Origin of the sequence: Streptomyces sp. NPDC093598 (assembly GCF_044764825.1) — a bacterium.
Classification (GTDB): Bacteria; Actinomycetota; Actinomycetes; order Streptomycetales; family Streptomycetaceae; genus Streptomyces.
In genome coordinates this window covers 23,269-47,403 of sequence record NZ_JBIWIV010000001.1, presented here as the reverse complement: position 1 = coordinate 47,403, position 24,135 = coordinate 23,269, and the positions used below count along the sequence as shown (strand labels likewise).

The following is a 24,135-nucleotide window of genomic DNA, read 5'->3' as shown; positions in this document are numbered from 1 at the left end:
GTGATCAACGGAGTATGGATCATTCGGCCCAGCGGTGATCCATCATCTGTGTGAGATCTCCTCGTACCGAGGTGTGTCCTACATCGATTTCGCGGCCGAGTCCCCGATTCTTCGGGGCTCGGCCGCGCCGCCTTTCTGACCTGGCATTTTCCGGCACCGTCCGTTCGGCCGTACGGACATCACCCTTCGGAATTCCACATTCCGCATGTGGGGATGTGCTCCCGTCGTCACAACCTTGTCTCACGGACCTTGCCGAATGGGTGGCCAGGACGGCCCGGAGGGGTGATCATGAGGAGACCAGAGCGCACTTCCCATGAGGAGGCACGGGTGGCCGAGACTCTGAAGAAGGGCAGCCGGGTGACCGGCGCCGCGCGCGACAAGCTCGCGGCAGACCTGAAGAAGAAGTACGACGCCGGTGCGAGCATCCGGGCGTTGGCCGAGGAAACCGGCCGCTCGTATGGCTTTGTGCACCGCATGCTCAGTGAGTCGGGCGTCACACTGCGAGGGCGTGGCGGGGCGACCCGGGGCAAAAAGGCCACGGCCTGACCCCGGGTGGCCCCTCGGCTTCGATGGTGGCCACCCGGTCGACCGACTGATCGGCCGGGTGGTTACTGTGCAGTCACTTGAGCGTGACCTGCTACGGCGCAAGCCGTCGCAGGGACACGCACGACGACCGCACACATCGGAGGCGTCCCATGGCTTCGCCCGACAAGGACCTCGTTCCCGTACTCGACAAGGACGGCGTACGGCTCACCGTCGACGACGCGATCGCCACGGTGACGCTGACCAACCCGGCCAAGCGCAACGCGCAGAGCCCCGCTCTGTGGCGGGCGCTCACCGAGGCCGGGCGGCAGCTGCCGGGCTCCGTCCGCGTCGTGGTGCTGCGGGCCGAGGGCAAGTCCTTCTCGGCCGGGCTCGACCGGCAGGCGTTCACGCCCGAGGGCTTCGACGGCGAACCGTCGTTCGTCGACCTCGCGCGCGGCGCCGACGCCGAGCTGGACGCGACCATCGCCGAGTACCAGGAGGCGTTCACCTGGTGGCGGCGCAGCGACATCGTCTCCGTCGCCGCTGTCCAGGGGCATGCCATCGGGGCGGGCTTCCAGCTCGCCCTCGCCTGCGACCTGCGCGTCGTCGCCGACGACGTGCAGTTCGCCATGCGTGAGACCAGCCTCGGACTCGTGCCCGACCTGACGGGCACGCATCCGCTGGTGGGACTCGTCGGATACGCCCGCGCGCTGGAGATCTGCGTGACCGGGCGCTTCGTCGCGGCCGAGGAGGCCGTGAACACCGGGCTGGCGAACCTCGCCGTGCCCGCCGACCAGCTCGACGGCACCGTACGCGACCTCGCCTCGGCCGTGCTCGCCGCGCCCCGTGACGCGGTCATCGAGACCAAGGCCCTGCTGCGCGGCGCCCAGGACCGCACGTACGAGGAGCAGCGCTCGGCGGAGCGCCAGTCCCAGGCGCGCAGGCTGCGGGACCTCGCGGGCGTAGGGGACTGAGGACCGCCCACCCTGCCGGGAGCGCGGTCAGCCGATCGCGCTCACCACGACCGCCACCGTCGGGTGATCCGGCAGCGTCCTCCTGACCACCGTCCGGACCTCGCGGGCCACGTCCCGGGCCCGCTGGTCCGCGCCCACCGCCAGCTCCAGCCGGACATGGCGATGCGCCAGCGCGGCGTCCTCGCGAGGGAGTTCCTCGATGTGCACGGGGTGGCCCAGTGTGCCGGTCAGGTGGAGTACGCCCTGGACCCCGAGTGCGGCGGCGGCCACGCGGGCCTCGTCGCCGCCGTCGGCCCGCGCGGCCTCCGGGAGCTCGGGAAGAGGTGCGGAGGTCCCGGCTTCCGCGGGCTCCTGAGCGTCCAGCAGCCCCGTCACCCGCAGGTCCACCTCCGCCACGGCCAGGCCGAGTCGCTGGGTGGCGGCGGTCGCCAGTGTCGCCCGCAGCAGGGACGCCGTCGCCGGCAGGGGCTGCGAGGCCGTCGCCGCGAACTCCGCCGTCACCCGCAGCGGGCCGGGCGGCAGGGCACTCGGCGGAGCCGGTACGGCCGGCTCCGCGGTGTCCCCCGTGTCGGAGAGCGCGACCCGGAGCGCTGCGAGGCGTACGCCCGGCGCGTCCCGCGCCGCGCTCCGCAGCACCGCCTCGGCTGCCCGTTCCGCGATCCACGCGCCGTCCCGCGCGTCACCCAGCGGCAGCAGCCTGCCGATTCTCAGCTGATGTCTCACTGCCTGCGTCAATCGATCGGCTGTCATTCCTCCAGCCTGCCGCATCAGAGGCGCGCTCCCACGCAACCGTGCTTACGGTGGTCCAAGGACGTCAACCGAAAAGGACGTACGGCGATGACTGACATGAACGAGAACCGGGGCGGGGAGACCGAGACGTCGGCGGCGCGCAGGAGCCCGCTGGCCAAGCGCAGCGGGGGAGACGCCGGTTCCCGCGGGCGGACGACCATCGCCGACGGAGTCGTGGAGAAGATCGCCGGCCTCGCCGCACGCGACGTCGACGGCGTGCACGCCATGGGCAGTGGCCTGTCCCGCACGTTCGGAGCAGTGCGCGACCGTGTGCCCGGCGGTGCGAAGTCGGTGTCACGCGGCGTGAAGGCCGAGGTCGGCGAAGTGCAGGCGGCCCTCGACCTGGAGATCGTGGTCGAGTACGGCGTGTCGATCGCCGATGTGGCCCGTGACGTACGGGAGAACGTCATCACCGCCGTGGAGCGGATGACCGGTCTCGAGGTCGTCGAGGTCAACATCGCGGTGAGCGACGTGAAGCTGCCGGACGAGGAGGAAGAAGAACCGGAGCGTCGAATCCAGTGAGGCACGGGCCATCGGACAACGACACGCTGCTGAGGAGCTGAGGTGCGCATGAGCATGGCCGTGGTCGGCATGATCGCCGGCATGGCGCTGGCCTTCGCCGGGTATTTCGGCGGATTCGGTGCCTTCCTGCTGGTGGCGGCACTGGGTGCCGTCGGCTTCGTCGTCGGCTGGTTCCTGGACGGCGACTGGGAGTTCGGCGACTTCTTCCGTCCTCGTGAACGTGAACGGCGGCGGTGAGGCCCGTGAGTACGAGGGCCGTTGAGTTCGACAAGCCCCTGACCGTCGTCCCGCCGGGCGAGCGCGGCGCGACCCGGATCGCCGACCGGGTCGTCGCGAAGATCGCCTCGCAGGCGGCCCGCGAGGCCGTCGGCACGCTGCCGCCCGACGCCGGCCGGCCCTCCGCGTCCGTCGTCGTCCACCATGAGGTCGCCCACGTCCGGGTCCACCTCGAACTCGGCTACCCCTGCGACATCGGCGCCCGCTGCCGCACGGTGCGTCACCAAGTCGTCGAGCGGGTGGGCGCCTTGGTGGGCATGCAGGTGCCGGAGGTCGTCGTCCAGGTGGAGCAGCTGCACCTGATCGCGGCGCCCGGCGCGGTACAGGGGAGGACGCGATGAGCGAACCCCAGGGCACAGAGCCCCCCGAGGGCACCACACAGCGTCTGCCCGTCCTCGACCAGCAGGGGGCGCGAAACGGCAACGGACCCGACCGGTCCGATTCGTCGGCCGCCGAGGGGCAGCCGCCGGAGCTCGAGGGCGAGGGCGGCCGCGTGGGCCGCTTCTGGTCGGCGCGCCGCATCCCCGCGGGCATCGTCGCCCTGCTGCTCCTGGGCCTCACCGGCCTGTTCCTCTACGACATCGTCTCCGTGCGCGCCGGCCGGCCCGGAATGCACTGGCGCCGGGAACTGGCCCGGCAGCTCGCCGAACGGCCGCTCGACGACATCTGGGTGCTGGTCGGCGCCGGGGTCGCCGCCGTCCTCGGCCTCTGGCTGCTGACCCTGGCCGCCACACCCGGCCTGCGCAGCGTCCTCCCGATGCGGCGCTCGCACGCCGACGTACGTGCCGGACTGCACCGGGACGCCGCCGCGACCGCGCTGCGGGACCGGGCCATGGAGGTGCCCGGCGTGCAGTCGTCACGCGTTCGGGTGCGCCGGCGGCGGGCGGACGTCCGCGCCGTGTCGCACTTCCGGGAACTGGACGACGTACGAACCGATCTGGACGCCGTGCTCGGCGACGCGGTCCACGGGCTGGGGCTGTCCAGGCCACCGTCGCTGCGGGTGCGCGTCCGGCGGCCCGGGCGGAAGGGGTGAGAACGGTGCTCAGAAGCGTCAACCGCGTGTTCCTCGGCCTGGTGGGCCTGGTGTTGCTGGTGCTGGGCGGCTCCGTCCTGGCCGTCGGCCTCGGCGCCCCGCTGCCCTCGTGGTGGATCCACGACGACAGGCACGACGTGCTGCTGAGCGACGCCGAGCGCACCCGCTGGCGCGACGACGGCTGGTGGTGGCCGGTCGTCATCGCCGCCCTCGCGGTCCTGCTGCTGCTCGCCCTGTGGTGGCTCGTCGCCGTACTGCGCCGGCGCCGCCTCGCCGAGGTCCTCGTCGACACCGGAGACGGCGAGGGCGCGCTGGTGCGCGGCCGGGCCCTGGAGAACGTCCTCACCCAGGAGGCGGCCCACATCGACGGCGTGGACGGGGCCCACGCCCATCTGAGGGGCCGCCACAGCACCCCTGAGGCCCACGTCCGCCTCGCACTGGAGCCACACGTGGACCCGGGAACGGTCCTGAACGACTTCACGACCGGCGCCCTCACCCACGCCAGGGCGTCGGCGGGCCTTGCGTCACTTCCGGCGGAGGTGAGGCTGAAGGGCGTCAAACACGGAGCCGAACGGGTGAGTTGAGCAGGGTCCCTCAGAACCCGTGGCGTGCTCCGCCGTCGACCGGCACCATGACCCCGGTCAGATAGGAAGCCGCCGGCGACATCAGGAACGCCGCCACCCGCCCGAACTCCTCCGGCGCCCCGTACCGCCGCAGCGGAATGCGCGACTCGGAAGCCGCCCGGGTCGCCTCGGGGTCCGCCGACAGCGCATCCAGCTGCCGCACCCGGTCGGTGTCGATCCGCCCGGGCAGTACACCGACCACCCGGATCCCCCGCGGCCCCAGCTCGTCGGAGAGCGACTTGGCGAAGCCCGCCAGCCCCGGCCGCAGCCCGTTGGAGATGGTCAGCCCCGGAATCGGCTCGTACACCGACCCGGACAGCACGAACCCGATGACACCACCGGCCTCCATCTCGGCGGCCGCGGCGCGGGCCAGCCGTACCGCACCGAGGAACACCGACTCGAACGCCGTCTGCCACTGCTCGTCCGTGTTGTCCGCGACGAACCCGGCCGGCGGCCCGCCCACGCTGACGAGGACACCGTTGAAACGGCCGAAGTGCTCCCGCGCGGCCCCGATCAGCCGGGCCGCCGCCTCCGGGTCGGCGTTGTCGACGGCGACCCCGACCGCGTTCGGCCCCAGCTCGGCCGCCGCCTCGGCCACACTCTTCTCGTCCCGACCCGAGACGACCACCTTCGCCCCGTCCGCGACGAGCTCACGCGCGGTGGCATTGCCGAGGCCGCGTGTGGCCCCGGTGACGACGTACACCCGGTCCTTCAATCCAAGATCCATGGTCCCTATCCTGCCCCGTCCTCCCCGAACAGGGCGAGGGCGGTGTTCACCAGCCCGATGTGGCTGAACGCCTGCGGGAAGTTGCCGAGATGCCGGCCGGTCACCGGGTCGAACTCCTCGGACAGCAGCCCTACGTCGTTGGCGAGCCCCGCCAGCCGCTCGAACAGCTCACGGGCTTCCTTCGTGCGGCCCGTCATGTGCAGGGCGTCCGCGAGCCAGAACGAGCACACCAGGAAGGCGCCCTCACCGCCGGGCAGTCCGTCGACCTCACCGTCGTCCGTGCTGTAGCGGCGCAGGAAGCCGCGGTGGGCCAGCTCCTCGCGGACCGCGTCGATCGTGCCGATCACCCGCGGATCGTCCGGCGGCAGGAACCCGACGCGCGGAATGAGCAGCAGCGCGGCGTCCAGTTCGCGTGAGCCGTAGGACTGCGTGAAGGTGTTGCGTTCCGCGTCGTAGCCCTTCTCGCACACCTCCTGGTGCACCTCGTCGCGCAGCGCGCGCCAGCCGTCCAGGTCGCCGTGCAGGTCCGGATGGCGCTCCAGGGTGCGTACGGCACGGTCGGCGGCCACCCACACCATCACCTTCGAGTGCACGAACTGGCGCCGGCCGCCGCGCACCTCCCACAGTCCCTCGTCCGGCTGCTGCCAATGGGTCCGCAGGAAGTCCAGCAGGGCCGTCTGCAGCGCCCACACGTCCGGCTGGGCGGACAGGCCCGACTCGCGGGCCAGCGACAGGGAGTCCATGACCTCGCCGTAGACGTCCAGCTGGAGCTGGTTCACGGCGTCGTTCCCGATGCGTACGGGGGCGGATCGGTCGAAGCCGGAGAGCCACGGCAGCTCGAACTCGGGCAGCCGTCGCTCACCCGCCAGGCCGTACATGATCTGAAGGTCGGCCGGGTCGCCCGCGACCGCGCGCAGCAGCCAGTTCCGCCAGGCCTCGGCTTCCTCCTGGTAGCCCGCCGCGAGCAGCGCGTTCAGGGTGAGGGTGGAGTCGCGCAGCCAGCAGTAGCGGTAGTCCCAGTTGCGCACCCCGCCCGGCTCCTCCGGCAGCGAGGTGGTGGGGGCGGCGACGATGCCGCCGGTCGGGGCGTAGGTGAGCGCCTTGAGCGTGATCAGGGAGCGGACCACGGCGTCCCGGTGCGGGCCGTCGTAGCGGCAGCGTGACACCCAGGCCCGCCAGTCCTCCACGCTGTGGCGCAGCGCGTCGTACGGGTCGACGAGCGGCGGGCGCTCCTCGTGGGAGGGGTGCCAGGTCAGGACGAACGCGACCTTCTCCCCCTTCTTGACGGTGAACTCCGCGTGCGTGCCGAAGTCCTCGCCCCAGCTGTGCACCTCCGGCTCGCTGCGCAGCCAGGTCGAGTCCGGGCCGGCGACGGCGACGCGGTGACCGTCGGACCGGCGCATCCAGGGGACGATCGAGCCGTAGTCGAAGCGCAGCTTGAGGACGCTGTGGAGCGTCACCTCGCCGTCCAGGCCCTCGACGACGCGGACGAGGTCGGGGGCACGGTCGCGTTGGGGCATCAGGTCGGTGACCCGGACCGCCCCCCGCTCGGTCTCCCACTCGGTGTCCAGGACGAGGGTGTCGCGTCGATAGGCGCGCCGGGTGCAGCGGTCCGCTCCCACGGGGGCGATGCGCCAGTGGCCGTTGTCCTCGTCACCGAGCAGTCTGGCGAAGCAGGCGGCCGAGTCGAAGCGGGGCAGACACAACCAGTCGACGGATCCGTCCGAGCCGACCAGGGCCGCGGTCTGTTCGTCGCCGATGAGCGCGTAGTCCTCGATGCGGGGGTGCACGGAGTGCGGGTTCCCGGCAAGTCGGCGCGGCAATCCGGGTGGGGCCGGGGGAGTGATATGTCCTTGCCGACAGGGGCGGGGCGGTGAGGTGGAGCGGATCAGACGCGACCGGCCGGATTGCGACGGGTGTGGTTCAGCGCCGGCGGCCGGACAGCGACGCGTGGTTCAGCGCAGGCGGTCGGGTCTCGACGCCGACGGATCAGCCGGCGTCGGTCGGATCTCGCCGGCCCTGGATCGGTCCGCCGGTGGCGTCTACACCGATGCCGGCTCGCTCGGTGTCGTGTCGGCTTCCGCTGCCGCCTCCTGGGCCCGCTCGCGGGCCTCGCGGCGGGCCAGGACCACCCAGCCGACCGGGACGGCCGCGGAGAACAGCCACCACTGGACGGCGTACGCGTAGTTCAGCGCGGCGTCCTCCTTGCCGGGGTCGCCCAGCAGCTCGGGGACGTCACCCTTGGGCTCGGGAGCCGTCTGGGCGATGTAACCGCCGAGCACCCGGGCATCCAGGCGACGGGCCTGCTGCTCGCTGTTGATCAGCATGATCTGCCGGTCCGGCAGGCCCTGGAGGTTCTTGATGCCGCTCGCCGCGGTCGTCTCGTCGGGCATCAGCCGCCCCTCGACGGTGACCTCGCCGCCCGGCGGTGCGGGAACCTTCGGGAACGCGGTCTGGCTCGGGCCGTCGGAGGGGATCCAGCCCCGGTTGACCAGCAGCACCTTGCCGTCGTCGAGGACGAACGGGGTCAGGACGTGGTAGCCGACCTCGTCGTCGGAGTTGGTGCGGCGGCGGACGACGACCTCGTCCTCCGTGTCGAAGCGGCCCTTCGCCGTCACCGTGCGGTACCGCTCCGCGCTGGTGACGGTGTGCCCGGGCGTGGTCAGCTTCTCCACGGGCACCGGCTCGGCCGCCAGCGCGTCGGTGACCAGCTGGTTCCGGGCGGTGCGCTCCTCGTAGCGGTGCATCTGCCAGATGCCCAGCCTGATCATCGTGGGGATGAGGAGCAGGGCGATCAGCGTGAGGATCACCCACTGCCGGGACATCAGGAAGCGGTACACCCCACGACCGTACAACTCGGTCGTGGGGTGCATTCAGGCGGGTACGGGTTCACACCTTGTCGACAATTCCTACCTTTCCCTCCGCGCGGGCGCAGTGCGCGCCGCAGTACCAGTGACCCTCGACCTCGACGCCCTGGCCGATGATCTGCACCCGGCAGTGCTCGCAGATGGGGGCCATGCGGTGGATCGCGCAGGAGAAGCAGTCGAAGACGTGCACCGCGCCCTGCGCGTGCACCTCGAAGGTCATTCCGTACTGATTGCCACATACCTCACAGGTCGCCATGCGCCACAGGGTGAGCCGTCGCCCGCGTGCGGGCGAGCCGTCGCCGGGCGAGTCGCCCGGCAATCACCCGTCCGTACGGTCATCCCTCCGACGCCGGCTCCACATCCGCGAGGAGTTGCCCGAACGCCGCCTCGTCCACGACCGGCGTACCGAACTGCCGGGCCTTGACGACCTTCGACGTGCCCGATTCCGGGTCGTTCGTGACGAGCAGGCTGGTCAGCCGGGACAGACTCGTGGCCACGTGCAGCCCGGCCTCGGTCGCGCGGTCCTCCAGCAGATCCCGCTCGATGGAGGTGTCACCCGAGAAGGCGACCCGCATGCCCTGCTTGAGCCGCCCGCCCGCCTCGTAGCGTCCGGGGTTGGGGTAGGGGCAGGCGGGGCGCTTGCGCGCGGGGCGCCAACTGCTCGGCCGGTAGTTGCCATACCCACCGGGGCCCGCCTGCTGCCCGATGCGGGGCGCGGCGGGGCGGTCCGCCCACTCGGTCAGCGGCCGGCACTCGTGCAGCGGCAGCCGTACGTTGTTCGCCGCAGCGGCCCGCAGGCTCGGCCGGAACGCCTCCGCCAGCACGCGCGCGTCGTCCAGCGCGTGGTGCGCCCGCTGCTGGACGACGCCGAAGTGCGCGGCGAGGGACTCCAGCTTGTGGTTGGGCAGCGGCAGCCCGAGCTCCTTGGAGAGCGCGATGGTGCACAGCCGCTGCCGCACCGGCGCCTCGCGCTCGGCGCGCGCGTACTCCCGGGCGATCATCTGCCAGTCGAAGACGGCGTTGTGCGCGACGAGCACGCGTCCCGCCAGCCGGGCGGTGAACTCCTCGGCGATGTCCGGGAAGAGGGGCGCGCCCTCGAGCGCCTCGCTCGTCAGTCCGTGGATCCACACCGGGCCCGGGTCGCGCTCCGGGTTGACCGTCGTGTACCAGTGGTCCTCGACCTCACCGCGCTCGTCCAGCCGGTAGACCGCCGCGGAGATGATGCGGTCGTCCCGGGCCAGGCCCGTGGTCTCCACGTCAACGACCGCGTATCCCTTGGGATACGCGGTCGGCCACGGCGTGGCAGAGAACACTGCGGTCGTCAGGTCTTCCAGCATGGTCCCTGAGGATACGGGCCACGACTGACACCACCGTCTGCCAGGTGTGCCCGCCCGCCCTTCCGATGCTCCCTCAGGCGTGTTGTCCGGTCTGTCCGTTCGCGGGGCGTACGTCTGATCGATGCTCAGTCGATCGCCACGGACCCGAGGCCGCCCGGTGAGCTGCGGGCCGGACGGGACGCGCCGCTGTCACCAGCGGATGGGCACCGGAAGCGCCGTCAGCAGTCCGGACGCCGCGACCGCCAGCCCCAGGACGGCCACCTCCGCCCGGGCCGGCGCACAGGCGGTCAGCGGGTCGGCCGCCCGGCGCAGCCGCCGCCGGGCCCACACGGCGAGTGCGGCGACGACCGCCACGAGCAGCACCTTGGCGAGCAGTGCGCGCCCGTAGGCCGTCCCCGTCAGCTGCTCCAGGACCGTCTCCGGCGGCATCCGGCGCAGCGAACTCCACACGCCCGTCGCGGTGATGGCGGCGAGCAGCACGAGCGCCACGCGCGCGTAGAGACCCAGCAGGGCCGCGCCCGCCGTGCGGGGCCACAGCCGGAGGGTGCGCAGGGCGTGCAGCAGGCCGCCCGCCCACAGCGCCGCGCACGTCAGATGGACGAGCGTCAGCGCGGAGCCGGTCAGCGGGCCGTGCTCGGTCGGGGGGTGTGCGCGCAGGGCCTCGGCGACGACCACGGCGGCCAGCGGCCACACCTGCGTGACCGGCCGGCGCGACAGGGTGCACAGCCCCGCCACGAGGAACGCGTTGACCTCCAGCAGGGCGAGCTTGCCGTCCCGGGACGCGTAGAGCCCGCCGGCGTCGATGTCCGCCACGTGGTCCGGCACGAGATTGCCGGTGGCCACGACCGAGGCGAGCCCCAGGGCGGCGGCGAAACCGGCGGCGGCCGCGACGGGGGACCAGCTGCGGGGCACCGGGTGCCCCTCCGTGCCGGGCAGCGAACGCGCCAGCCGGTTCACGAACAGCTCACCGACGGGTATGCACAGCGCCGCGAACAGCACCGTACGCAGCAGGGCTGTGCCACCGGCGCCGGGCGCTCCGGCCTCCCCGGTGCCGTGCAGCGCGGCGGACGGGCCGAGCAGCGGGATCAGCGCGGCCAGTGCCACCAGCACCAGGACGGCGACGGCCCGCCCCGCACCGGCGCGCGGCACCGGCTCCTGCGGATCGGGCACCCCGGGTGTGGGTCTTGTCAAAGTCACCCCAGGATCTTCACCAACCTCCACACGGCCGGGCAAGTCGGCAGAACTCAAGACACGGAACGGGCCGGACAGGTACCCCCGCCCGGCCCGTTTCGCCATCACACGGGCTCTACTTGGTCACCGCGTCCAGCGCGTCCGCGATGCCCCAGCCGTAGAAACCGTTGCGGTTCTTCGAGCCCTCGCACACCGCGTCGATCTTGCCGTCGGCGTCGATGTCGTACGGGTCCGTGCACGGCGTGGCGTCGGCCTCCGCGTACAGCAGGGCCTTCACCAGGGCCGGAGAGGCGTACGGGTGCGTCGACTTGATGAGGGCGGCGACGCCCGCGACGTGGGGGGAGGCCATCGACGTACCGGCCATGTAGCCCCACTTGCCGCCCGGCAGCGTGCCCAGGATGAGGCCGCTCGTGGCCGGCGCGTCCGGCTTCTGGTAGGCGGTCGAGTCACCGCCCGGGGCGGCTATGTCTATGACGCCCAGACCGTGGTTGGAGAAGGACGACTTGATGCCCTTCGCGCCCGTCGAGGCAACCGTGACGACACCCGGCAGCTGGGTCGGGATGTCGAGGCACTTCGAGGGGTCGACGACCCGGTCGCCCGGCGTGGTGTCGTTCGGGGACGACGGGTCGGTGATCTCGTCGGCGGCGAGGTCGTAGTTCTCGTTGCCGGCCGCGGCGACATTGACCGCGCCCTTCTTCTCCGCGTACCGCGAGGCCCGGGTGACGGCCTCCACGAGCGCCTTCTGGTCCGGGTCGTTCTTGCAGTTGAAGTACCAGGGGTCGGTGTAATAGCTGTTGTTCGTCACGTCGACCCCGTGCTCGGCCGCCCACACGAAGCCGCACACCACGGCCTCCGTGTAGAAGAAGCCGGCCGTGGTGGACACCTTGATGCCGGAGACCTTCACCCCGGGCGCGACACCGGTCATGCCGACGCCGTTCTTGGCGGCGGCGATCTCACCGGCGACGTGCGTGCCGTGCGGGCTCTCCGCGGCGCTCGGCCGCCAGGCCCCGTCGGCCGTGTCCGGCTTGCCCGACACGCAGTTGACCGAGGCCTCGCGGTCGAAGTTGGGCGCGATGTCGGGATGCGTGTCGTCGACACCGGTGTCGATCACGGCGACCGTGACCTTCTTGCTGCCCAGCGACTTCTCGTGCGCCTTGTCCGCCTTGATGGCGGGCAGGTCCCACTGCTGGGGCTGCAGCGGGTCCTGCCCGGCGGGAGCCTCGGCCTCGGCGACCTCCGCCGCGCTCAGCACCTTCGGCGCGCCCAGGTCACCCGTCGACGCCGAGGGCAGCGGCGCGGTGCGGGTGGCGCCCGCCGACTGCACGCCGCGCACGGTGCGGATGGTCTTGGCGAAGTCGGCGTTCGAGGAGTGGACGACGATGACGCCGATCTGGTCGTACGACGTCACGATCGTGCCGCCGGCCTTCACGACGGCCTTCTTCACGTACGCCGAAGTGCCGTGCCCCGGCTTGACGTTGACGACATAGCTGAGCGGGGTCGCGTCGGTGCGGGCCGCCGCGGGAGCCGGGGCGTCCTCGGCGGCCGTGGCCACGGTGTTCGGCAGGAACGCGAGGGCCGTGGCCATGGCCATCCCGGCCGGGATCGCGACGGCGCGACGGTAGCGCGCGTACGGCGCAGTCATGGTGTCTCCAGTTCGTTCACGGTACGAGCTGATCTTGCGGAGGGTCTCGGTGGCGGGTCGGGTCACTTGACCGCGCGCAGCGCGTTGACGATGCCGTACCCGTAGAAGCCGTTGACGCGCTTGCCGCCCTCGCAGACCGCGTCCTGCGTGCCGTCGCCGTCCTGGTCGTAGGACGCGGGGCAGGCGGTCTTGTCGGCCTGCGCCTTCAGCAGCGCCTGGAGCTGGGCCGGGGACGCCCAGGGGTGCTTGGACTTCAGCAGCGCGGCGACCCCGGAGGCGTGCGGCGAGGCCATGGAGGTGCCTTGCAGGAAGCCCCACGCGCCGTTCGGTAGGGTGGACAGGATGCGGCCGTCCTTCGAGGGCGTGTCCGGGATCTGGTAGCGGCGGTCACCACCCGGCGCGGCGACGTCGACGACGCCCTTGCCGTACGTCGAGAAGTACGACTTGACGTTGTCGACGCCCGTCGAGCTCACCGTGACGACACCCGGCAGCTGGGTCGGTATGTCGAAGCACTCGTGCGGGTCGATGGTGCGCTCGGCGGGCGTCGTGTCGTTCGGGCTGGAGTCGTCGACGATCGCGTCCGCGTCCAGGTCGTGGTTGGAGTTGCCGGCCGCGGCGACGTTCAGCGTGCCCTTCTTCTGGGCGTACAGCTGCGCCCGGTTGACCGCGTCGACGATGGCACGCTGGTCCGGGTCGTCCATGCAGTTGTACAGCCACGGGTCGACGTAGTAGCTGTTGTTGGTGATCTCGACGCCGTGGTCGGCGGCGAACACGAACGCGCAGACGACGCTCTCCGGGTAGAAGAGGCCGTTCGCCCGGTCGGTCACGTTGATGCTGGACACCTTCACACCGGGAGCGACGCCCGCGACGCCCACGCCGTTGCGGGCGGCGGCTATCTCACCCGCGACATGCGTGCCGTGGTAGTCCTCGGGCGTGTACGGCCGCCAGGCGCCCTCGCTGGTGTCGGGCTTGCCGCCGGCGCAGTTGGCGGACTGGGACGCGGAGAAGTTCGGGGCGATGTCGGGGTGGGTGTCGTCCACGCCGGTGTCGATCACGGCGACGGTCACCTTGCGGCTGCCCGGGTTGATCCGCGCGGCCTGGTCGGCGCCGATCGCGCGCAGGTCCCACTGGTCCGCCTCGAGGGGCTCGCTCTCGGGCGTCTTCGCCGAGGCGGCCTCGGTGCGCTTCGCCTGGGCGGCCGTCAGGTACTCGACCGCGCCCTCCTCCTTCGTCCCCGCGGCCGTCAGTGGCGCCGTCCGCGTCGCACCCGCCGACTGGACCCCGCGGGCCTTGCGGATCGTCTTGGCGAAGTCGGGGTTCGAGGAGTGGACGACGATCACGCCTATCCGCTCGTACGTGGCCACGACCGATCCGTCGGCCTTCCCGATCGCCTTCTTCACCGACGCGATCGTGTGGCGGTCCAGCTTGGTGTTGACGACGTACGCCAGCTTCGGCGCGTTCGCCGTCCGGGTGGCCGACTCCGTGTGCGGGGCCGCCGACGCGGCGGCCGGCAGGAAGCCCAGCGAGGCCGTCAGGGACAGCACGACGGGCACGGCGAGGGCGAGCCGGCGTCTGGAACGCAAGTGAGACATGGGGTCTCCACATCCTCCGGAAACGAAACCGGCCCGAGGCACAGGTGGTGCTCGGGCAGGTACATGACGTGGTGGTGCAGGGTGAAGTTATCCCGGCCTCTCGCTGGCCAGCAACGCTTTGTCGAAACGACTTCGGAAAGAACGCCGGGCCGTTGAACCGGTTCTCGCGTGCCGCCGTGACGTTGAACAGGGAGCGCGAGGACACTCGCCCCCGTCCCCGTTCACAACCGCTTCCGTCATTGCGAGGAGACTCCGTGGCCACCGACGCACCGCCCCCCTCGAAAGAGCAACACAAGCTCCCCTCACCGGAGGAGTTCACCGAGGTGCAGGAGAGCGCGGAGTTCGGTGAACTGCGCCGCTCCTACCGCTCCTTCGCCTTTCCGCTGACCGTCGGCTTCATCACCTGGTACCTGCTGTACGTCCTGCTCTCGAACTACGCGGGCGGCTTCATGGGCACCAAGCTGTTCGGCAACATCAACGTCGCCTTCGTCCTCGGCGTCGCCCAGTTCGTCACCACGTTCCTCATCGCCTGGTGGTACTCGCGGCACGCCGCCGCGAAGCTCGACCCCAAGGCCGAGGCCATCAAGACCCGGATGGAGAGCGGCGCATGAGCCCCGTACAGCAGACCTTCCTCGCCGCGAACGAGGCCAGCGAGCACCGCCCGCTGATCATCACCCTGTTCGCGCTGTTCGTCCTCGCGACCCTCGGCATCACCATCTGGGCGGGCCGCCAGACCAAGGACGCCGCCGACTTCTACGCCGGCGGCCGCCAGTTCAGCGCCTTCCAGAACGGTCTCGCCGTCTCCGGCGACTACATGTCCGCCGCGTCGTTCCTCGGCATCGCCGGCGCGATCGCCATCTTCGGCTACGACGGCTTCCTCTACTCCATCGGCTTCCTGGTCGCCTGGCTGGTCGCCCTGCTCCTGGTCGCCGAGCCGCTCAGGAACTCCGGCCGCTACACCATGGGCGACGTCCTCGCGTACCGCATGCGCCAGCGCCCGGTCCGTACCGCCGCCGGCACCTCCACGATCGTCGTGTCGATCTTCTACCTGCTGGCGCAGATGGCCGGCGCGGGCGTCCTCGTCTCGCTGCTGCTCGGCATCACCTCCGACGCCGGCAAGATCCTCATCGTCGCCCTGGTCGGCCTCCTGATGATCGTGTACGTCTCCATCGGCGGCATGAAGGGCACCACCTGGGTCCAGATGGTCAAGGCCGTGCTGCTCATCGGCGGCACCCTCCTGATCACCTTCCTGGTGCTGCTGAAGTTCAACTTCAACATCTCCGACCTGCTCGGCACGGCGGCCGAGAACAGCGGCAAGGGCGCCGCCTTCCTGGAGCCCGGCCTCCAGTACGGCGCGACCGGCACCTCCAAGCTGGACTTCATCTCCCTCGGCATCGCCCTGGTGCTCGGCACCGCCGGTCTGCCGCACATCCTGATCCGCTTCTACACGGTGCCCGACGCCAAGGCCGCCCGGAAGTCCGTGAACTGGGCGATCGGCATCATCGGCGGCTTCTACCTGATGACGATCGCGCTCGGCTTCGGCGCCGCCGCGCTCATCTCGCAGGAAGAGATCATCGCCTCCAACCCCTCCGGCAACACGGCGGCACCCCTGCTCGCGCTGCACCTGGGCGGCGTCGACTCGACCTGGGGCGCGATCCTGCTCGCCACGATCTCGGCGGTGGCCTTCGCGACGATCCTCGCCGTCGTCGCCGGCCTCACCCTCGCCTCGTCGTCCTCCTTCGCGCACGACATCTACGCCAACGTCATCCGCAAGGGGAAGGCCTCCGGCGCCGAGGAGGTCCGCGCGGCCCGCTGGGCGACCGTCGCCATCGGCATCGTCTCCATCGGCCTCGGCGCCCTCGCCCGCGACCTGAACGTGGCCGGGCTGGTCGCCCTCGCCTTCGCGGTCGCCGCCTCCGCGAACCTCCCGACGATCCTCTACAGCCTGTTCTGGAAGCGCTTCACCACCCAGGGCGCGCTGTGGTCGATCTACGGCGGTCTGATCGTCGCCGTCGGCCTGGTGCTGTTCTCGCCCGTGGTCTCCGGCGACCCCAAGGCGATGTTCCCCGAGGTCGACTTCGCCTGGTTCCCGCTGAAGAACCCGGGCATCATCTCCATCCCGTTCGGCTTCCTCATGGGCTGGCTCGGCACGGTCCTGTCCAAGGAGGAGCCCGACGCCAAGAAGTTCGCTGAGCTGGAGGTCCGGTCCCTGACCGGCACCGGAGCCCACTGAGCACGACCCTCTCCACGCGGCCGCGTCGTAGGAACCTCCAGGTTCCTGCGGCGCGCCCGCGTCCCGCGTCGTGGGATCGGGCCTGTGGCGTTGTCGGCGCGGTCACGTAGGCTCGCAGGTGTCGGAGAAACAGTGCCGCACGCACGATCCGCGACGAGGGAGGGGGCCCACGTGCTCATCGACACCTACGGCCGGGTGGCCACCGACCTGAGGGTCTCGCTGACCGACCGGTGCAACCTGCGCTGTACGTACTGCATGCCCGAGGAGGGTTTGCAGTGGCTGGCCAAGCCGGACCTGCTCACGGACGACGAGATCGTCCGCCTGATCGACATCGCGGTCACCTCCCTGGGGATCGAGGAGGTCCGCTTCACCGGCGGCGAGCCCCTGCTGCGCCCGGGCCTGGTCGGCATCGTCGAGCGCGTCGCGGCCCTGGACGCGCGCCCCCAGATGTCGTTGACCACCAACGGCATCGGCCTCAAGCGCACGGCGGCCGCTCTGAAGGAGGCGGGCCTGGACCGCGTCAACGTCTCCCTGGACACACTCCGCCCGGACGTCTTCAAGACCCTCACCCGACGCGACCGCCACAAGGACGTCATCGAGGGACTGCACGCCGCCCGCGACGCGGGCCTGACCCCGGTCAAGGTCAACTCGGTCCTGATGCCGGGGCTCAACGACGACGAGGCCCCGGACCTGCTGGCCTGGGCCGTGGAGCACGACTACGAGCTGCGCTTCATCGAGCAGATGCCCCTGGACGCCCAGCACGGCTGGAAGCGCGACGGCATGATCACGGCCGGCGACATCCTGGCCTCCCTGCGCACGCGTTTCGAGCTGACCGCCGAGGGCGAGGAGAAGCGCGGCTCGGCCCCCGCGGAGCGCTGGCTCGTCGACGGCGGCCCGCATGTGGTCGGCGTCATCGCCTCCGTCACCCGCCCGTTCTGTTCGGCCTGCGACCGCACCCGCCTCACGGCCGACGGCCAGGTCCGCACCTGCCTGTTCGCCCAGGAGGAGACGGACCTGCGCGCCGCCCTGCGCTCGGGCGCCCCGGACGAGGAGATCGCCCGCATCTGGCGTCTGGCGATGTGGGGCAAGAAGGCGGGAGCGGGCCTGGACGACCCGTCGTTCGTGCAGCCCGACCGGCCGATGTCGGCCATCGGCGGCTGAGGAACTAGCCGGTCTCTTCCCATTCCCGGAGAAGGACCACGTCCTTCAAGAACCCCCGCACCCCGAGGAACTGCGACAGATGCTCGCGATGCTCCTCGCAGGCCAGCCACGTCTTGCGCCGCTCAGGCGTATGCACCTTCGGGTTGTTCCACGCCAGCACCCATACCGCGTCGACACGGCAGCCCTTGGCGGAACAGATGGGCGTCTCGTCACTCACAGGCTCGTCTCACCACTGCACACAGAAAAGGCGACGCCGAGCAGCCACGGGGGGAGCTGCCCGGCGTCGGTCCGTCGCTCCGACGGGGGATGCGGAGCGCGTACGAAGTATGTCACGGGTAACCCCGGGCCCGGCACTGGAACAACATGATTGATCTGAGCTTTTCTTGAGCTTGGCGGGAAGCTGACTTCCGTTTGTGATCGCCTCCCGGGTGCCCTACCGCTCGTGCGGCTCCGCCCGCGCCCCCGGCACCGTCCCCGACACGGCATCTTCCGCGACGGATTCCGCCGGCCCGTCCTGCGGCCCCGGCGGCGCGATCATCGGCCGCACCGGTGGCGTCACGAACGTCGACGGCAGAGACGGCGCGTTCTCGCGCCCCGCGTTCGCGATCACCACCGCGATGTACGGCAGCACCAGCCCGAGCACCAACGCCACGATGGCGACATGCCGTTCGACGTTCCACAGCGTGGCCGCGAGGATCACGGAGATCGTGCGGACCGTCATCGAGATCACGTAGCGGCGCTGCCGCCCGCGTACGTCCTCCTGGAGTCCCGTCCGGGCGCCGGTGATCCGGAAAACCTGGACGTTGCCGCCGCCGTGCTGCTTCCGCATCGCATTCCACCATCCGCCCGTATCGGACTCTCCCCGCCCCGTAGCCGCCCGGGCCGGCCGGGGACCCAGGCCAGGACAACTCCCACGTTACGCCGCGTCCGCGTCGGCCACGAGACCGGGTTGCGTCCCCTGCCCGCACGAGCGGCCCGCGCCGTAGCCCGTACGGCGTTCGTCGGCATGCGGCGCAGGGCGTCTGGGTCGACACTGGCCGTAGTGCTCACGTCGAGCCGTACGAGGAGGCAGCGATGGGCTGGTTGTGGGCGATCATCGTGGGACTGGTACTCGGTCTGCTGGCCAAGGCCATCATTCCGGGCAAGCAGCACATCCCCCTGTGGCTGACCGTCATCCTGGGCATGATCGGCGGCATCGCCGGCAACGCCATCGCCCGGGCGGCCGGTGTCGACGCCACATCGGGCATCGACTGGTGGCGGCATGTCTTCCAGCTGGTGGCCGCGCTCATCCTCGTCGGCCTCGGCGACAGGGCCTGGACGGCGGCCAGGGGAGACAGACGCAGGGCATGACGGGGTGCACGGCGAAGGGGGTGGTCTCCGCACCGGAGACCACCCCCTTCCCACGCCTGCTCAGTCGCCCGTGACCTCGACCGCCGCCAGGTTCTTCTTGCCCCGGCGCAGCACCAGCCAGCGGCCGTGCAGCAAGTCCTCCTCGGCGGGGACGGCGTCCTCGCCGGCGACCTTGACGTTGTTCACGTAGGCGCCGCCCTCCTTGACCGTGCGGCGCGCGGCCGACTTGCTGGCCACCAGGCCGACCTCGGCGAAGAGGTCGACGGCCGGGCCGAGCTCGGCGACCTGGATGTGCGGCACCTCGGACAGGGCCGCGGCCAGCGTCCTGTCGTCCAGCTCCGCCAGCTCGCCCTGCCCGAAGAGGGCCTTGGACGCGGCGATCACGGCGGCCGTCTGGCCGGCGCCGTGCACCAGCGTCGTCAGCTCCTCGGCGAGGGCCCGCTGCGCGGCCCGGGCCTGCGGACGCTCCTCCGTCTGCCGCTCCAGCTCCTCCAGCTCCTCGCGGGAGCGGAAGGACAGGATGCGCATGTACCGGGAGATGTCCCGGTCGTCCACGTTCAGCCAGAACTGGTAGAACGCGTACGGCGTCGTCATCTCCGGGTCGAGCCAGACGGCGCCGCCCTCGGTCTTGCCGAACTTGGTGCCGTCCGCCTTGGTCATCAGCGGCGTGGCCAGCGCGTGCACGGTCGCGTCGGGCTCCAGGCGGTGGATCAGGTCCAGGCCCGCGGTGAGGTTGCCCCACTGGTCGCTGCCGCCCTGCTGAAGCGTGCAGCCGTAGCGCCGGTAGAGCTGGAGGAAGTCCATGCCCTGCAGGAGCTGGTAGCTGAACTCCGTGTAGCTGATGCCCTCGGAGGACTCCAGGCGGCGGGCCACGGAGTCCTTCGTCAGCATCTTGTTGACGCGGAAGTGCTTGCCGATGTCCCGGAGGAACTCGATCGCGGAGAGGTTCTCCGTCCAGTCGAGGTTGTTGACCATGACGGCCGCGTTCTCACCCTGGAAGTCCAGGAACGGCTCGATCTGGGCGCGCAGCTTGGCGACCCAGCCGGTGACCGTCTCCGGGTCGTTCAGCGTGCGTTCGGCGGTCGGGCGCGGGTCGCCGATCAGGCCCGTGGCACCGCCGACCAGCGCCAGCGGCCGGTGACCGGCCTGCTGGAGCCGGCGCACGGTGAGCACCTGCACCAGGTGCCCCACGTGCAGCGACGGCGCCGTCGGGTCGAAACCGCAATAGAACGTGACGGGACCGTCCGCGAGCGCCTTGCGCAAAGCGTCCTCGTCAGTGGACAGGGCGAACAGCCCACGCCACTTCAGCTCGTCGACGATGTCCGTCACGGTTCTCGTGTCTCCTTGAACGATCTTTCGGGCAGTCGAGTGACAGCCGCCTACGAGGTTATACGCCCTGACTGACAGAGCTCATGTTGAAATCGGGGATGCGCAGCGGGGGCATCGCCGCCCTGGTGAACCAGTCGCTCCATTCTCGCGGCAGCGTCTTCTCGGTCCGACCCGCCTCCGTGGCCCGGCCGAGCACCCCGACCGGCGACTCGTTGAACCGGAAGTTGTTCACCTCGCCCGTCACCTCGCCGTTCTCGACGAGGTAGACGCCGTCCCGGGTCAGGCCGGTCAGCAGCAGCGTCGCCGGATCGACCTCGCGGATGTACCACAGGCAGGTCAGCAGCAGCCCGCGCCCGGTGTTCGCGACCATCTCGTCCAGGGACCGGTCCTCACCGCCGTCCAGGACGATGTTGTCGATGCCCGGCGCGACGGGCAGGCCGGTCAGACCCGCGCTGTGCCTGCTGGTCGTCAGGTGCCGCAGCTCGCCCTCGCGCATCCACTCGGTGGCCGCGAGCGGCAGCCCGTTGTCGAACACCGACTGATCACCCCCGGAGGAGTGCGCGATCACGAAGGGCGCCGACTCCAGGCCCGGCTCGTTCGGGTCGCTGCGCAGGGTCAGCGGCAGGCCGGTCAGCTTCTCGCCGACCCGCGTGCCGCCGCCCGGCTTGGAGAACACCGTGCGGCCCTCGACCGCGTCCCGGCCCGACGCCGACCACATCTGGTAGATCAGCAGGTCCGCCACGGCCGTCGGCGGCAGCAGCGTCTCGTAGCGCCCCGCCGGCAGCTCCACGCGCCGCTCGGCCCACCCGAGGCGCACGGCCAGCTCCGCGTCCAGCGCCGCCGGGTCGACGTCCTTGAAGTCCCGCGTGGAGCGCCCGGCCCACGCGGACCGGGTCCGGTCCGGGGACTTGGCGTTCAGCTCCAGCGTCCCGTTCGGCTGGTCGTGCCGCAGCCGCAGCCCCGTGGACGTGCCGACGTACGACGACACCATCTCGTGGTTGGCGAAGCCGTACAGCTCGCGGCCGCCCGCACGCGCGCGTGCGAAGGCCTCGCCGAGCGCCGGAGCGAAGTCGGCGAACACGGTGGAGGAGGTCTCGGCGGGCGCCTCCGTGAACTCCGGCGACCGCTCCACGCCCGTGACCAGCGGCTGCGCGTCCTCGGCGGGTCCGGCGCCGCGCGCGGCGGCCTCGGCGGCCCGCACCAGGGGCTCCAGTTCGTCGGCGGTCACGGCGGACCGCGACACGACTCCCGAGGCCGTGCCCTCCTTGCCGTCGACCGTGGCGACGACGGTGAGCGTGCGTCCGCGCGTGACGCCGTTCGTGGTCAGCGTGTTGCCCGCCCAGCGCAGGTTGGCGGTGGACTGCTCGTCGGCGATGACGACACAGCCGTCCGCCCGGGACAGTTCGAGGGCGCGCTCGACGACCTCGTGCGGCTTGCTGGAACGCGCGCTCATCGACCGGCCTCCTGGGTCGTGTTGAGGATGTTGACGCCCTTGAAGAGGGCCGAAGGGCAGCCGTGCGAGACGGCCGCGACCTGCCCCGGCTGGGCCTTGCCACAGTTGAAGGCGCCGCCGAGCACATAGGTCTGCGGGCCGCCCACCGCCGACATCGAGCCCCAGAAATCGGTGGTCGTCGCCTGGTAGGCGACATCGCGCAGCTGCCCGGCGAGCCGCCCGTTCTCGATGCGGTAGAAGCGCTGACCGGTGAACTGGAAGTTGTAGCGCTGCATGTCGATCGACCAGGACCGGTCGCCGACGACGTAGATGCCGCGCTCCACACCCCCGATGAGGTCCTCGGTCGACATCCCGGCAGGGTCCGGCCGCAGCGACACGTTGGCCATGCGCTGCACCGGCACGTGCCCGGGGGAGTCGGCGTAGGCGCAGCCGTTGGACCGCTCGAAGCCGGTCAGCTTCGCGATCCGCCGGTCCAGCTGGTAGCCGACGAGCGTGCCGTCCCTGACCAGGTCCCAGGACTGGCCCTCGACGCCCTCGTCGTCGTACCCGATGGTGGCCAGGCCGTGCTCGGCGGTGCGGTCGCCGGTGACGTTCATCAGCTCCGAGCCGTAGCGCAGCCTGTTCAACTGGTCGAACGTGGCGAACGACGTGCCGGCGTAGGCGGCCTCGTAGCCGAGTGCCCGGTCGAGCTCGGTGGCGTGCCCGATGGACTCGTGGATGGTCAGCCACAGGTTGGACGGGTCGACGACCAGGTCGTACAGACCCGGCTCGACGCTCGGCGCGCGCATCTTCTCGGCGAGCAGCTCCGGGATCCGCTCCAGCTCGGCATCCCAGTCCCAGCCGGTGCCCCGCAGGTACTCCCAGCCGCGCCCCACCGGCGGCGCGAGGGTGCGCATCGAGTCGAACTCACCACTCGACTCGTCCACCGACACCGCGTTGAACACCGGGTGCAGCCGCACCCGCTGCTGGGTGGTCACGGTCCCCGCGGTGTCGGCGTAGAACTTGTTCTCGTGGACCGTGAGCAGCGAGGAATCGACATGGTCGACCCCGTCGGCCGCCAGCAGCCGCGCGCTCCACTCCGCGATCAGACCGGCCTTCTCCTCGTCGGGCACGGAGAAGGGGTCGATCTCGTACGACGAGATCCACGTCTTGTCGGCGTGCACCGGCTCGTCGGCCAGCTCCACCCGCTCGTCCGAGCCGGCCGCCCTGATCACCTGGGCGGACAGCTTGGCCATCGCCACCGCCTGCCCGGCGACCCTGGCGGCCGCGTCCATGCTGAGGTCGACGCCGGACGCGAAGCCCCATGCACCGCCGTGCACCACCCGCACCGCGTACCCGAGGTCGGTGGTGTCCGACGACCCGGCGGGCTTGGCGTCGCGGAACCGCCAGGAGGCGCCCCGCACCCGCTCGAACCGGAAGTCCGCGTGCTCGGCGCCCAGCGCACGCGCGCGTGCGAGGGCCGCGTCGGCGAGGGCGCGTAGGGGGAGGGCCGTGAAGGCCTCGTCGATGGTATGAGGCACCGCCGTCTCTTTCTGTCGAGGTGACCGTGGTTGCCGTGCGACTGACTGCTCCGATCATGTCGCCCATCCCGCGCGCGGGCCATGAGTTTGATGGGCCGGACCCGCGGCTTTCTGTAGGGATCCGACAGTGAGTCCCGTACGCCACTGTGGGTGCCCGATTGTCCGAGGGGCTGCCCGGACCGATAGGTTTTCGAGGAAGCCGCCTGTCATCGCCGCCTGTCGTCCAGGTGCCGGGCGGGGTACCAGACCGCTATCGAAAGGGTGATCCGTTGAGCCGCTCGGTTCTCGTCACCGGAGGCAACCGGGGCATCGGCCTCGCCATCGCCCGCGCTTTCGCCGATGCCGGCGACAAGGTCGCCATCACATACCGCTCGGGTGAGCCGCCGGCCGCCCTGACGGAATTGGGCTGCCTGGCCGTCAAGTGCGACATCACCGACGCCGAGCAGGTGGAGCAGGCCTACAAGGAGATCGAGGAGGCCCACGGCCCGGTCGAGGTCCTCGTCGCCAACGCCGGCATCACCAAGGACCAGCTCCTGATGCGCATGTCCGAGGAGGACTTCACCTCGGTCATCGACACCAACCTCACCGGCACCTTCCGCGTGGTCAAGCGCTCCAACCGCGGCATGCTGCGCGCCAAGAAGGGCCGCGTGGTGCTCATCTCGTCGGTCGTCGGGCTGTACGGCGGTCCCGGTCAGTCGAACTACGCCGCCTCCAAGGCCGCGCTGGTCGGCTTCGCGCGTTCCCTCGCCCGTGAGCTGGGCTCGCGCAACATCACCTTCAACGTCGTCGCGCCCGGCTTCGTCGACACCGACATGACCAAGGTGCTCACCGACGAGCAGCGCGAGGGCATCGTGAAGCAGGTGCCGCTCGGCCGGTACGCGCATCCGGAGGAGATCGCCGCGACGGTGCGGTTCCTCGCCTCGGACGACGCCTCGTACATCACTGGAGCCGTCATTCCCGTTGACGGCGGACTGGGAATGGGTCACTGATC

At 71.0% G+C, this 24,135-nt stretch carries 26 protein-coding genes; 12 read left to right on the top strand and 14 right to left on the bottom strand.

Features of this window, described 5'->3' with window-relative positions:
* The first annotated feature begins 327 nt into the window (after window positions 1-327).
* Window positions 328-546: a helix-turn-helix domain-containing protein gene (locus ACIRDU_RS00250; RefSeq protein WP_010037790.1), complete on the top strand. Its 219-nt coding sequence runs from the start codon at window positions 328-330 to the stop codon at window positions 544-546.
* Between the two features lie 149 nt (window positions 547-695).
* Window positions 696-1,499 carry an enoyl-CoA hydratase/isomerase family protein gene (locus ACIRDU_RS00245; protein WP_403572192.1) on the top strand — a complete coding sequence of 268 codons (804 nt, stop codon included), beginning with the start codon at window positions 696-698 and terminating at the stop codon, window positions 1,497-1,499.
* A gap of 27 nt (window positions 1,500-1,526) precedes the next feature.
* On the opposite strand, the gene ACIRDU_RS00240 is transcribed toward ACIRDU_RS00245, so the two are convergent.
* Window positions 1,527-2,249 (bottom strand): nucleopolyhedrovirus P10 family protein, encoded by a 723-nt coding sequence (locus ACIRDU_RS00240; RefSeq protein ID WP_403572190.1) that lies wholly within the window; start codon window positions 2,247-2,249, stop codon window positions 1,527-1,529.
* An 87-nt stretch (window positions 2,250-2,336) separates the two neighbouring features.
* Here ACIRDU_RS00240 and ACIRDU_RS00235 point away from each other — a divergent pair, with 87 nt between their 5' ends.
* From ACIRDU_RS00235 to amaP, 5 genes are read left to right on the top strand one after another with little or no spacing between them, the layout of a single operon-like run.
* Window positions 2,337-2,810 carry an Asp23/Gls24 family envelope stress response protein gene (locus tag ACIRDU_RS00235; RefSeq protein WP_403572187.1) on the top strand — a complete coding sequence of 158 codons (474 nt, stop codon included), beginning with the start codon at window positions 2,337-2,339 and terminating at the stop codon, window positions 2,808-2,810.
* Between the two features lie 48 nt (window positions 2,811-2,858).
* A complete protein-coding gene (locus tag ACIRDU_RS00230) occupies window positions 2,859-3,047 on the top strand; it encodes a hypothetical protein (protein ID WP_403572184.1) in 189 nt (62 codons plus the stop codon).
* Window positions 3,048-3,052: 5 nt separating this feature from the next.
* Window positions 3,053-3,427, top strand: a complete 375-nt coding sequence (locus ACIRDU_RS00225; RefSeq protein ID WP_403572181.1) for a hypothetical protein — start codon at window positions 3,053-3,055, stop codon at window positions 3,425-3,427.
* Entirely contained in the window at window positions 3,424-4,119 is a 696-nt protein-coding gene (locus ACIRDU_RS00220; protein WP_403572178.1) for a DUF6286 domain-containing protein, read from the top strand. The genes ACIRDU_RS00225 and ACIRDU_RS00220 overlap by 4 nt, the downstream gene beginning before the upstream one ends.
* Window positions 4,116-4,703, top strand: coding sequence for an alkaline shock response membrane anchor protein AmaP (gene amaP / locus ACIRDU_RS00215; RefSeq protein WP_403572175.1), 588 nt, complete (start codon window positions 4,116-4,118; stop codon window positions 4,701-4,703). Before ACIRDU_RS00220 ends, amaP begins: the two co-directional genes overlap by 4 nt.
* Before the next feature lie 10 nt (window positions 4,704-4,713).
* Here the strand turns inward: amaP and ACIRDU_RS00210 are convergent, their stop codons facing one another.
* The 8 genes from ACIRDU_RS00210 to ACIRDU_RS00175 form a co-directional block, all read right to left on the bottom strand.
* Complete coding sequence (locus ACIRDU_RS00210; protein ID WP_389969850.1) at window positions 4,714-5,469, bottom strand: SDR family oxidoreductase; 756 nt, start codon at window positions 5,467-5,469, stop codon at window positions 4,714-4,716.
* 5 nt (window positions 5,470-5,474) lie between these two features.
* Entirely contained in the window at window positions 5,475-7,259 is a 1,785-nt protein-coding gene (locus ACIRDU_RS00205; protein WP_403572171.1) for a glycoside hydrolase family 15 protein, read from the bottom strand.
* A 252-nt stretch (window positions 7,260-7,511) separates the two neighbouring features.
* A complete protein-coding gene (locus ACIRDU_RS00200; RefSeq protein WP_403572168.1) occupies window positions 7,512-8,309 on the bottom strand; it encodes an SURF1 family protein in 798 nt (265 codons plus the stop codon).
* 49 nt (window positions 8,310-8,358) lie between these two features.
* Entirely contained in the window at window positions 8,359-8,592 is a 234-nt protein-coding gene (locus ACIRDU_RS00195; protein WP_078625432.1) for a hypothetical protein, read from the bottom strand.
* A 79-nt stretch (window positions 8,593-8,671) separates the two neighbouring features.
* Window positions 8,672-9,673: a DEDDh family exonuclease gene (locus tag ACIRDU_RS00190; protein ID WP_403572165.1), complete on the bottom strand. Its 1,002-nt coding sequence runs from the start codon at window positions 9,671-9,673 to the stop codon at window positions 8,672-8,674.
* 189 nt (window positions 9,674-9,862) lie between these two features.
* The gene (locus tag ACIRDU_RS00185; protein WP_403572162.1) at window positions 9,863-10,870 is read right to left on the bottom strand and encodes a CopD family protein; all 1,008 of its coding nucleotides are present in this window, start codon (window positions 10,868-10,870) and stop codon (window positions 9,863-9,865) included.
* Window positions 10,871-10,979: 109 nt separating this feature from the next.
* A complete protein-coding gene (locus tag ACIRDU_RS00180; RefSeq protein ID WP_403572159.1) occupies window positions 10,980-12,506 on the bottom strand; it encodes a S8 family peptidase in 1,527 nt (508 codons plus the stop codon).
* Between the two features lie 62 nt (window positions 12,507-12,568).
* Complete coding sequence (locus ACIRDU_RS00175; RefSeq protein ID WP_403572156.1) at window positions 12,569-14,098, bottom strand: S8 family serine peptidase; 1,530 nt, start codon at window positions 14,096-14,098, stop codon at window positions 12,569-12,571.
* Between the two features lie 254 nt (window positions 14,099-14,352).
* Here ACIRDU_RS00175 and ACIRDU_RS00170 point away from each other — a divergent pair, with 254 nt between their 5' ends.
* The 3 genes from ACIRDU_RS00170 to moaA all read left to right on the top strand — a co-directional run bounded on the left by ACIRDU_RS00170 (window position 14,353) and on the right by moaA (window position 17,492).
* The gene (locus tag ACIRDU_RS00170) at window positions 14,353-14,709 is read left to right on the top strand and encodes a DUF485 domain-containing protein (protein ID WP_402610553.1); all 357 of its coding nucleotides are present in this window, start codon (window positions 14,353-14,355) and stop codon (window positions 14,707-14,709) included.
* Window positions 14,706-16,331, top strand: a complete 1,626-nt coding sequence (locus tag ACIRDU_RS00165; protein ID WP_403572153.1) for a cation acetate symporter — start codon at window positions 14,706-14,708, stop codon at window positions 16,329-16,331. The genes ACIRDU_RS00170 and ACIRDU_RS00165 overlap by 4 nt, the downstream gene beginning before the upstream one ends.
* A 171-nt stretch (window positions 16,332-16,502) precedes the next feature.
* Window positions 16,503-17,492, top strand: coding sequence for a GTP 3',8-cyclase MoaA (gene moaA, locus ACIRDU_RS00160; RefSeq protein ID WP_403572150.1), 990 nt, complete (start codon window positions 16,503-16,505; stop codon window positions 17,490-17,492).
* A gap of 4 nt (window positions 17,493-17,496) precedes the next feature.
* Here the strand turns inward: moaA and ACIRDU_RS00155 are convergent, their stop codons facing one another.
* Complete coding sequence (locus ACIRDU_RS00155) at window positions 17,497-17,709, bottom strand: hypothetical protein (RefSeq protein WP_403572147.1); 213 nt, start codon at window positions 17,707-17,709, stop codon at window positions 17,497-17,499.
* 216 nt (window positions 17,710-17,925) lie between these two features.
* Window positions 17,926-18,321, bottom strand: a complete 396-nt coding sequence (locus tag ACIRDU_RS00150) for a DUF3099 domain-containing protein (RefSeq protein WP_403572144.1) — start codon at window positions 18,319-18,321, stop codon at window positions 17,926-17,928.
* Between the two features lie 245 nt (window positions 18,322-18,566).
* On the opposite strand from ACIRDU_RS00150, the gene ACIRDU_RS00145 reads away from it, so the two are divergent.
* On the top strand, window positions 18,567-18,842 hold the full coding sequence (locus ACIRDU_RS00145; protein WP_355832078.1) for a GlsB/YeaQ/YmgE family stress response membrane protein: 276 nt from the start codon (window positions 18,567-18,569) through the stop codon (window positions 18,840-18,842).
* Between the two features lie 60 nt (window positions 18,843-18,902).
* Here the strand turns inward: ACIRDU_RS00145 and tyrS are convergent, their stop codons facing one another.
* Genes tyrS through ACIRDU_RS00130 form a run of 3 tightly spaced genes read right to left on the bottom strand, consistent with a single transcriptional unit; the run spans window position 18,903 to window position 23,144 of the window.
* A complete protein-coding gene (gene tyrS, locus ACIRDU_RS00140; RefSeq protein WP_403572141.1) occupies window positions 18,903-20,171 on the bottom strand; it encodes a tyrosine--tRNA ligase in 1,269 nt (422 codons plus the stop codon).
* A gap of 58 nt (window positions 20,172-20,229) precedes the next feature.
* Complete coding sequence (locus tag ACIRDU_RS00135) at window positions 20,230-21,624, bottom strand: metallopeptidase TldD-related protein (protein ID WP_403572138.1); 1,395 nt, start codon at window positions 21,622-21,624, stop codon at window positions 20,230-20,232.
* Window positions 21,621-23,144, bottom strand: a complete 1,524-nt coding sequence (locus ACIRDU_RS00130; protein ID WP_403572136.1) for a TldD/PmbA family protein — start codon at window positions 23,142-23,144, stop codon at window positions 21,621-21,623. The genes ACIRDU_RS00135 and ACIRDU_RS00130 overlap by 4 nt, the downstream gene beginning before the upstream one ends.
* Before the next feature lie 269 nt (window positions 23,145-23,413).
* Here ACIRDU_RS00130 and fabG point away from each other — a divergent pair, with 269 nt between their 5' ends.
* The gene (gene fabG / locus ACIRDU_RS00125) at window positions 23,414-24,133 is read left to right on the top strand and encodes a 3-oxoacyl-[acyl-carrier-protein] reductase (RefSeq protein WP_403572133.1); all 720 of its coding nucleotides are present in this window, start codon (window positions 23,414-23,416) and stop codon (window positions 24,131-24,133) included.
* Window positions 24,134-24,135: the final 2 nt, after the last annotated feature.